10 protein-coding genes are annotated in these 9,402 nt (G+C 71.8%); 6 read left to right on the top strand and 4 right to left on the bottom strand.

Features of this window, described 5'->3' with window-relative positions:
* Positions 1-53 precede the first annotated feature (53 nt).
* On the bottom strand, positions 54-464 hold the full coding sequence (locus G6031_RS04670; RefSeq protein ID WP_179525057.1) for a DUF3040 domain-containing protein: 411 nt from the start codon (positions 462-464) through the stop codon (positions 54-56).
* A 176-nt stretch (positions 465-640) separates the two neighbouring features.
* Positions 641-1,045 (bottom strand): SAV_6107 family HEPN domain-containing protein, encoded by a 405-nt coding sequence (locus G6031_RS04665; protein WP_179525056.1) that lies wholly within the window; start codon positions 1,043-1,045, stop codon positions 641-643.
* A 93-nt stretch (positions 1,046-1,138) separates the two neighbouring features.
* Here G6031_RS04665 and G6031_RS04660 point away from each other — a divergent pair, with 93 nt between their 5' ends.
* The 3 genes from G6031_RS04660 to G6031_RS04650 are packed head-to-tail and all read left to right on the top strand — an operon-like array spanning position 1,139 to position 4,033.
* Positions 1,139-1,738, top strand: a complete 600-nt coding sequence (locus G6031_RS04660; protein WP_179525055.1) for a GNAT family N-acetyltransferase — start codon at positions 1,139-1,141, stop codon at positions 1,736-1,738.
* Positions 1,722-3,308, top strand: a complete 1,587-nt coding sequence (locus G6031_RS04655; RefSeq protein ID WP_182615601.1) for an FAD-dependent oxidoreductase — start codon at positions 1,722-1,724, stop codon at positions 3,306-3,308. The genes G6031_RS04660 and G6031_RS04655 overlap by 17 nt, the downstream gene beginning before the upstream one ends.
* Positions 3,305-4,033, top strand: coding sequence for a DUF3153 domain-containing protein (locus G6031_RS04650; protein WP_179525053.1), 729 nt, complete (start codon positions 3,305-3,307; stop codon positions 4,031-4,033). Before G6031_RS04655 ends, G6031_RS04650 begins: the two co-directional genes overlap by 4 nt.
* Before the next feature lie 45 nt (positions 4,034-4,078).
* On the opposite strand, the gene metF is transcribed toward G6031_RS04650, so the two are convergent.
* Entirely contained in the window at positions 4,079-5,056 is a 978-nt protein-coding gene (gene metF, locus G6031_RS04645; protein ID WP_182609692.1) for a methylenetetrahydrofolate reductase [NAD(P)H], read from the bottom strand.
* Positions 5,057-5,151: 95 nt separating this feature from the next.
* Here metF and G6031_RS04640 point away from each other — a divergent pair, with 95 nt between their 5' ends.
* Positions 5,152-6,231 (top strand): polyprenyl synthetase family protein, encoded by a 1,080-nt coding sequence (locus G6031_RS04640; protein WP_182644261.1) that lies wholly within the window; start codon positions 5,152-5,154, stop codon positions 6,229-6,231.
* Positions 6,232-6,233: 2 nt separating this feature from the next.
* The gene (gene mptB, locus G6031_RS04635; protein ID WP_182652601.1) at positions 6,234-7,793 is read left to right on the top strand and encodes a polyprenol phosphomannose-dependent alpha 1,6 mannosyltransferase MptB; all 1,560 of its coding nucleotides are present in this window, start codon (positions 6,234-6,236) and stop codon (positions 7,791-7,793) included.
* Here the strand turns inward: mptB and G6031_RS04630 are convergent.
* Positions 7,762-8,130, bottom strand: coding sequence for an Rv2175c family DNA-binding protein (locus G6031_RS04630; RefSeq protein WP_179525049.1), 369 nt, complete (start codon positions 8,128-8,130; stop codon positions 7,762-7,764). The genes mptB and G6031_RS04630 overlap by 32 nt on opposite strands.
* A gap of 101 nt (positions 8,131-8,231) precedes the next feature.
* On the opposite strand from G6031_RS04630, the gene G6031_RS04625 reads away from it, so the two are divergent.
* On the top strand, positions 8,232-9,402 hold a 1,171-nt coding region (locus G6031_RS04625), incomplete at its 3' end, for a protein kinase (RefSeq protein ID WP_241737192.1).

The following is a 9,402-nucleotide window of genomic DNA, read 5'->3' as shown; positions in this document are numbered from 1 at the left end:
AGGGGCGAGCGCGGATGCGCTCGCCCCTCCCGGGACGTGATCAGTCGTTCTGGCTACTGCTCGAAGCGACGGCGGAAGCGATCCTCCATGCGAGAGGAGTAGCTCTGGCCCTCGGCCCCCTTGGTGGACGCCTTACCCGTACCCGGCACCCGGGCTCCGCCCGCGGAACCGGCCGACGACGACGCCTTGGACGGCACCGCGCGCATGGCGAGCACACCCGCCGCGAACATCACGAGGAAACCCACGAGACTGAGGACGGGAAACCCGCCCGGTTTGAAGTCGAGTGCCAACCCGCCCACGAGGAGCGCGACCCCTACGAGACCGAGGATCACCACCAGCCCGGCAGGACGGCGGCCACCGGTCCCACCGGTCTTTCGAACAGACGACGCGAACTTGGGGTCGTCGGCGTAGAGCGCATTCTCGATCTCGTCGAGCATGCGCTGCTCGTGCTCTGACAGGGGCACTTCGACCTCCTTAGAACGCTCGCGGTTACGAGCTCGGCCGGCTCGGCCGTGTGACGTCGACCGTCTACGGGGATCAGCCGGTCAAGGGTTGACTCCATCATACGAGCGCGACGCGGTGGTGACCACCGGGATTCCGAGTACGCGGCAGAAGCCCGGTCCACAGGGCGTCCTCGACCTCACGCCGCCGGACCCAGTACTCCCAGCCGCTCGTCGACCAGGTCGAGGAAACGACCGACAGCCCAGAGGAAGTCATCCGCCATGCGGGGTGTGACCGTTCGGGGGAGCCCGTCCTCCACGGCGGCCGCGAGGGCCGAGTAACCGCCGAAGGCGGAGGCCCATTCCGCCAGTTCGGGAACCTCTGCGGCGAGCCGGTGCCACACATCGGACGGGCCCCTGCGACGCGGCCCCGGGGACAGGAGCGCCGCCGCCGCCGAACGCGCCGCCCGGTAGGACTCGAGAAACCGCTCGGCGGGTGACGACGCGGCCAGCGCCCGGCCCCGGTGGACCTCGGCACGACCTGCCCGACCGAGGGACCCGAGGCCACCCCCGCCCGGCGCACGAACTGCGGTTCTCGACGCCATCTCCGCTGCACCTCCCCTTCTGGACCCCACGGTATCGGCGGGGTACGACACAACTGGAGGTCGTGAACGCGCGCACGTGATGAGATGGGGTGGATGGACACCGTGATCACCAGCCTGGACGCCGGGGAGTTCCGTGACCGACTGCCGGAGGCGCTCGGTGTCTACGTCGACGCCATGGGGTACCCGTCCCAGGTGATCCGATCCCGCGCCCCCGCGTGGATGGAGCACAGCCACCGGGAGGGCTGGTCCGGGGTCGCGGCCTTCGAGGCGCCGCGTCGGCGCCTTCTCGGTCACGCCCGTGGGCCCCTGGTCGCCATCTGTTACGGCTACCGGGGCTCACCCGGCCAGTGGTGGTACGAGCAGGTCGCGCGAGGACTGCGAGAACAGGATCAGCGCCTGCCGACGGACTACGTCGAATTGACGGAGCTCCACGTCTCCCCCCGCTACCAGGGGCACGGCATAGGCACTGAGTTGCTCCGCAGGTTCCTGTCCGGTCGCACGGAGGGATCCGTGTTGCTCTCGACCCCCGAGGTCCCCGACGAGGCCAACGGGGCGTGGCGGTTGTACCGGTCGATGGGCTTCTCGGATGTGCTCAGGGCCTACAGGTTCGAAGGCGACGCCAGGCCGTTCGCCGTACTCTCGCGGTCGCTCCCCCTCACCCAACACGGAGGCCCGCGTGAACAACAGTCATGACGTCGTGGTGATCGGTTCCGGTCACAACGGCCTGGTCTGCGCCGCCTATCTCGCGCGGGCAGGGCTCGACGTCCACGTGGTGGAGAAGGACACCGTCCTGGGCGGCGCCACCTCCACTGTCGAGCGCTACCCCGGGCACCGCACGGATCGTGGCTCGTCGGCCCACCTGATGATCCGGCACACCGGCATCCCGGAGGAACTGGACCTGGCCGCCCACGGGCTGAGGTACGTGGACTGTGACCCCTGGGGTTTCGCCCCCGCCCCGCCGGGCAGCGACGCCCCGCCCATCGTCTTCCACCGCGACCTCGACGAGACCTGTGCGAGCATCGCCGCCGCCTGCGGGCGGGCGGACGCCGACGCCTACCGCGGGTTCGTCCGCCGGTGGGAGGTCCTCGCCGGGCGGATGATGAAGGGGTTCAGCGTTCGCCCCACGGCTCCGCGCCTGGGTTCCGCGTTCCTCGGACGCGACGATCTCCGGGATCCCTTCGGCACGGTCCAGACCTTCCTGTCCTCCGGGGATGCGCTGCTCGACCAGACCTTCACGTCCGAGCGGCTCAAGGCCGCCCTGTCCTGGTTCGGCGCACAGTCCGGACCGCCGATGTCCCATCCCGGCACCGCGCCGATGATCGGCTTCGCCGCGCTCATGCACCAGACCCCTCCCGGCCGTGCGATCGGCGGGTCGGGCGCTCTCGCCGACGCTCTCGTCTCCGCCGTCCGGGCCGGCGGCGGATCGGTCACGGCGGGCGCCGGAGCGACGGCGATCCGCCGCTCGGGGGCCGGTTGGCGGGTGGATACCGCGGGGGGCCCGTCGTTGCACTGCTCGGCCGTCGTCGCGGCCTGTCACGTCCACACCACGCTGGACCTCCTGGCCCACGAACTCCCCGCGGCGGGCCTCGAGGCCTGGCGCCGCAGGATCCGTCCGGGGTTCGGGCTGGGGATGGTCGTCCGGCTGGGTACGACGGATCTGCCCCGGTACCCGGGTGTGCCCACGACCACCAGTGCGCACGGTCTGCAGTTGCTGGTGACGGACCGCCGTCGACTCGACCACCGGTACGGGGTCGCCGCGGCCGGCGGTCTCGACGCCGATCCCGCCGTCCTCGCCATGAGCTTCAGTTCGCTCGACCCCTCGCTGGCGCCGGCGGGTCGGCACGAACTGACACTGTGGTCGCAGTGGCACCCGCGGCACCTGGCGGACGGGCGCTCCTGGTCACAGGCGGGTCCGGGTGAGGCGGACCGGATCATCGCGGCCGCGGAGCGGTTCGCCCCCGGGCTCACCGACTCGATCGTCCACCGTCACGTCCAGACACCGGAGGACCTGGAGACCGAACTCGGCCTGATCGGCGGCAACGTCATGCACGTGGAGATGTCCCTCGATCAGATGCTCCCCATGCGGCCCCACCCGGATCTGGCCGGGCACACCGTCCCCGGCGCCGACGGCGTGTTCCTCGCGGGCGCCTCCACCCATCCCGGCGGGGGTGTCATCGGCACCAGCGGGAGGACGGTGGCGCGGCTCGTCGGTCGCCGACTCGGCACGTCGACGCGGCGTCGGCGCCGCACGCGGGCACAATGACGACCGTGATCGAACCGAGCACCACCGCGACCAGCCCCGTGACGGCCGCACACTCCCCCGCGCGTCGCCGGATCACGGGCGTCACCGCCCTGGTGACGATGCTGTTCGTCCTCACCGGGTGTCTCCAGCTGAACGCCCAGATGAGTGTGCGGAAGGACGACACCGTCTCGGGTCGCATCCTGGTCGCCGGCGACCAGCCGGCACAGGCGGCCGCCCTGGACCGGCTGTCCACTCCGTCCGGCCTCGAGCAGAAGGTGCGGATCACCGCCTACTCCGCGGACGGCTTCACCGGCAGGGAGATCTACTTCACCCAGTTGACCTTCGCAGAGGTCGACGCGCTGTCCCTGGCCATCGAGGTCGAGGGGGCGAGGCCGTACACCCTGGGTTTCCGCCGGAGCGGCGACACGGTGTCCTTCACCGGCTCGGTGGACCTCTCCGGAATACCGGCGGACCGGGCGGATTCCGCGTCCACCCGGGTGGACCTCACGTTCCCCAACCGCATCGGGGAGACGAACGGCACGCTGGGTGGGGGTAACTCCGTGAGCTGGACACCGGCGCCGGGGTCCATCACCCGGATGCAGGCGTCCTCGTCCTACCCGGATCCGGCGACCCGCGGTTTCGCCGTGTGGATGATCGTCGGGATAGGCGCTGCTCTACTGGTGTCGATCGGGACTATCCTGGCCGCCCGGACCTCGCGGGCCCGGTCGGACCGACTCGTGCGCTGACCTCACGGGGAGCCGGTAGGGCGCACGGACCGCGGGAGCACCGCGTCAGGACCTGGTCGCCCCGACCCCCGGGGACGGGACCATCGACAGGTTGGCCAACACCTCATGCGTGGCACGGGAGAAGTTGAGGGTGTTGAAGTGCAGGCAGGGCACGCCCTCGCCGATCAGACGCTCACAGAGTTCGGTGGCGAACTCGATCCCCACCTCGCGGACCGCGGCACGGTCCTCCTCGGGACCGTCACCGGCCGCCGCGCGCAACCGGTCGGACAGGCCGTCCGGGAGGGCGCACCCCGACAGCTCCACCATCCGGCGGACCTGACGGAGGCTCGTCACGGGCATGAGCCCGGGGATGATCGGCTTGGCCGCCTGCTCCGGGTCCGCGACCGCGAGACGGTCCCGGAGACGCAGGTAGTGTTCCACGTCCCAGAACATCTGCGTGATCGAGTACTCGGCGCCGGCGCGCAGTTTGTTGAGCAGGATCTCGGTGTCGTGGTCCAGGTCCCGCGCCCGGTAGTGCCCCTCCGGGAAGGACGCGACACCCACGTGGAAGTCCCCGACCTCGTGGATCAGTCGCACGAGCTCCTCCGCGTAGTGCAGACCCTCGGGGTGCGGGGTCCAGTCACCCAACGGGTCCCCGGGGGGGTCCCCCCGGAGGGCGAGGATGTTGGTGACACCGACGTCGGCGTACATCTGGATCATCTCGCGCAGTTCGGCGATCGTGTGCCCCACGGCCGTCAGGTGGGCGATGGGCACCAGGTCGGTCTCGCTGACGACCCTCTCGACGACCCTGACCGTCCGGTCACGGGTGGACCCGCCGGCCCCGTAGGTGACGGACACGAACGCCGCGCCCAGTTCGGAGAAGACGGAGGCGGCCCGCCAGAGACGTGCCTCCGCGGCCTCGTCCCGGGGTGGGTAGAACTCGACGGAGAAGGGCACCCTGGGGGTGCTCGACGAGGCGATCCGGTCCACGATGCTCGGGTGTCGGTCGCCGCCCGCTGGGTCGATGTCGGGTAGCTGGGTCACCGGACCAGGGTAGCCCGACACGCGTCGGTGCCGACCTCCGCCCGGCGACTAGGATCACGGTATCGAGGGCTGCCGGGCGGCGGCGCCCGGAAGGGATGGTGACCGTGGTCACGGCGACTCGTCCAGACGACGGAGAGCGGATCCTCGGCGCCCTCCGCCGCCATCTCGACGGACGGCGCCGGGTCGTGTCAGGGGTCGACGATCGGGTCGACACCCTGGCGGGCCTGCTCGCGGACTTCGTCCTCAGTGGTGGCAAACGGATGCGGCCCCGGTTCGGCCTGGCGGGATGGTCGGCGGTGAGCCCGGCGGACGCCGTCGTCCCGGACGAGATCGTCACCGCCTGCGCGGCACTCGAGCTGATCCAGGCGTGCGCCCTCATCCACGACGACATCGTGGACGCCTCCGACACCCGTCGCGGCCGACCCACCGTCCATCGCTCGATCGAGGCGGCCCACCGGGGACTGGGATGGTCCGGGGACCCCGCCCGGTACGGGGTCTCGCAGGCGATCCTCGTCGGAGACCTGGCCCTGACCTGGGCGGACGAGATGTTCGTGACCTCGGGCGCGGATCCGGCCGCACTCGGCCGGGCGCTCGCGCCCTGGTACGCGATGAAGACCGAGGTGCTCTCGGGTCAGATGCTCGACATCCTCGCGGAATCCTCCGGTGCGACGGACGAGCTGACGCCGGCCCGGGTCAACCGGTTCAAGACCGCGGCGTACACCGTCGAGCGGCCGCTCCACATCGGTGCCGAGCTCGCCGGGGCCGGCGCCGACACCGTCGCGGCGCTCCGCGAGTTCGGTGTGGCCGTGGGGCAGGCCTTCCAACTCCGCGATGACATGCTCGGTGTGTTCGGTGACCCCGAGGTCACGGGCAAGCCGTCCGGGGACGACCTCCGTGAGGGCAAGCGCACCCTCCTGTTGGCCAGGGCGACCGCCCTGGCACCGACCGGGGACTCGGATTTCCTGCTCTCGGTCCTGGGCACCGACCTCGACACCGACGACCTCGAGCGGGCTCGCCGGATCCTCGTGGACTCGGGGGCGGTCGCCTCCGTCGAGGCGGAGATCGACACCCTGACCGTGCGGGCCCTGGACGCGATCGGTTCGGACGCGGTGAGCGAGCACGGCCGGGTCACCCTGCGCGACCTGGCCGAGGCCGCCACCCGTCGTCGGGCGTGACGATGGCACCGGGCCCGGCCCCGGGGGCCGTCACGCCCACCTCGTCGGATCCGTCGGCGCGGTCTCGCGCCGCCGTGGTGGCCGGGTCCCTCACCTCCTCCGCCCGCTCCGCCCTGTCCGGCCCCTCGGGTCCCGCCCTGTACCGCGGGATGCTCGGGTCCGCACTACTGACCCTCGGCGGCTTCGGTGCCGGCGCCCTCCCGGTGGACGGGGGGCCCGCCGCCGCCGTGGGTCTGCTCGGGTTCACCTTCGGCCACGGCGAGGTCCTGGCCCTGGCGCTGTGCTGGATCGGCGTGGCCCTGCTGTTCACCGCCTGGCTGGCACTGGGCCCGCGGGCGGTGTCGGGCCGACTCCCCACGCGAGACGCGGTCTGGGCCACCGCGTTGTGGTCGCTCCCGTCACTGCCCGCGGTGCCGATGTTCAGCCGCGACGCGTGGTCGTACCTCGCGCAGGGGGCGATGACCGCCGCGGGGGTCGATCCCTACGAGGTCGGCCCCGAGGCCAACCCGGGTCCCTTCACCGACGAGGTCAGCCCCGACTGGCGGTCGACCGCCACTCCCTACGGACCGCTGCACCTGCTCCTCATGAGGATCGTGGTGGCCGTGTCCGGCGGGCACCCCGCGGTGGGGATCGTCATCCTGCGCGTGGCGGTGTTGGCGGCACTGGCCGCACTGACCGTGGTGTTGGTGATGGCGGCCCGTCGGACCGGGGTGGACGCGGGGGCCGCGGTGTGGCTGGCGTGCGCGTCGCCGCTGTCGGTCATCCACCTGGCGGGCGGGCTGCACAACGAGATCTTCCCGCTCGTCGCCTGCCTCGGGGCTGTCGTTCTGGCCCTCGACGGTCGCCGGGCGTGGGCCGGCGCGGCGATCGGGATCGCGGTGGCGTTCAAGGCCACCGCGGTGATCGTCGCCCCGTTCCTGCTGTGGATCGCGCTGACCCGGCGGCGCGAGGACCCCTCGGTCACCAGACCGGTGGTCCGGGCCCTCGGGGACACGGCACTGGCCGCCGCCATCGCGGTGGCCGTCCTCGGGCTGGCCACCTTCGCCTCCGGTACCGGGATCGGGTGGTTCGACGCGATCGCCGTGTCCGACAGGGTGATCAACTACCTCAGCGCACCGACCGCGGCAGCGCATCTGTTCCACGCGGTCACCGACTCACCCGGGTTCGAGGACGTGCTCGCGGTGTCCCGGCAGGTCGGGCGGGTGGTCCTCGCCGTGGTCCTGGTGGCCGTGTGGTGGCGTCATCGCCGGGACCGGATGACGGCGCTCCGCGGCATCATGCTGGCGCTGCTGGCCTTCGTCGTGCTCAACTCGCTGGCCTGGCCCTGGTACTACGTCTGGGTGGCCGCGTTCTGGATGCTGGCGAGGCCGGGGCCCCGGGCCACCACGGCAGCGGTCGGGATGACCGTGTTCCTGGTGATGGCGATAGGGCCGAACGGATCGACCAGCCTCTACAGCCCCGTGCTCTCCGGGATCGCGGTGCTCGCCTCACTGGCCGTGGCCTGGTGGTGGTGGCGGGCCACCGGAAGGGTCAGAACGCCATCGCCTGAGCGCGCCGGATGACCTCCCGCGCGCGATGACCGTGGAGCGCGTCCGCGGGGCGACCCGGCAGGCTGTCGTCCTCCGTGAAGAGCCACCGCAGGATCTCCTCGTCGCGGTAGCCCCCGTCACGGAGAACCGAGACGAGTCCGGGCAGGAAACGCGCCACCTCGTCGTCGTCGTCCAGGAACACCGCGGGGACCACCACCACCCCGGCACGTCGGACGGCGATCAACCCCCCCTCACGGAGGAGGTCGTGCACACGGGTGACCGGGATGCCCAGTCGCCGCGACACCTCGGGCAGATTGATCGTCTCTACGTCCCCGGGCAGGACGTCATCGCAGTGCGGAACGGTACTCACGGCCACCACGTTAGTCCCAGCGGGGCCCGGCGGTCACCACCGCGGGGCGCACGGCACGGTTGCATACCGAGATCGGGACGCCGACGGGCAGAATGGACTCCATGACCACTCACGACGGGCAGCTACCAGGGCCGGGCACCGTGCTCGACGGGCGCTACCGGCTCGACGCCGTGATCGCACGCGGCGGGATGTCGATCGTGCACCTCGCCACCGACGAGCGGTTGGACCGCCACGTCGCCGTCAAGCTGTTGGACCCCGCCCTCGCCGGCGATCGCGCCTTCGTCGACCGGTTCACCCTCGAGGCGCGCTCGGTCGCGCGGCTCTCCGACCCCGGCATCGTCCAGGTCTTCGACCAGGGGGTCGAGGGGGACACAGCCTTCCTCGTGATGGAGTTGGTCCCGGGCGGCACGCTGCGCGAACTACTGGACGAGCGCGGACCCATGCCCCCGTACGCCGCCGCCGCCGTGCTCCGCCCCCTCCTCGGCGCACTCCGCGAGGCCCACGAGGCCGGGCTGGTCCACCGCGACATCAAGCCAGAGAACGTCCTCATCTCCACCACCGGGGCGGTCAAACTCGCCGACTTCGGTCTCGTCCGTGCGGTGGCCGAGTCGAGGGCGACCTCGCGGAGCGTGGTGATGGGCACCGCCGCCTACCTCTCCCCCGAGCAGATCTCCGGCGCCGACACCGACGGGCGCTCCGACCTGTACTCCCTGGGGGTGCTCGCCTACGAGATGCTCACCGGCGAGCCCCCGTTCAACGGGGACAACTCGATCGCCGTGGCCTACCGGCGCCTGGACACCGACGTCCCGGCGCCCTCCGACCAGTCCGATTCCGTGGCGGAGGACCTCGACCACCTGATCCTCCGGGCGACCCGACGCAGCCGCGAGGACCGCTACCAGGATGCCGGGGAGATGCTCGACGACCTGGACCGGGCGGCCGAGATCGGACGCTTCCCCACCTATGTCGTCCCGGCGCCCCACCAGTCGTCCTGGTCCCGGGCCCGCGCCGCCGCGGCGCGATCGGCGCCCGGCGGTGCCACGGAGTTCGACGCCGCCGATCGCGAGAGCGGCGAGGCGCTCGGCCACGGTGACGGCCCCGTCCCCACACGGATGCACACGAGGGTGGGACTCGACGCGGTCCCGCCGCCCCCCGTCGCCGAGGAGTCCTACGCCCGAGGGGAGGTGGAACCGGTGTCGGACCGGGCGCCCGTCCGCCCTCGACGCAGGCTCGGTCTGCTGTGGCTGGTGGTCGTGCTGGCGGTCGCCATCGCCC

It is taken from the genome of Dietzia sp. CQ4 (assembly GCF_014145125.1).
Lineage (GTDB): Bacteria > Actinomycetota > Actinomycetes > Mycobacteriales > Mycobacteriaceae > Dietzia > Dietzia natronolimnaea.
Note: the sequence above shows the minus strand (reverse complement) of the source record. Positions and strands in the feature narration are given on the sequence as shown.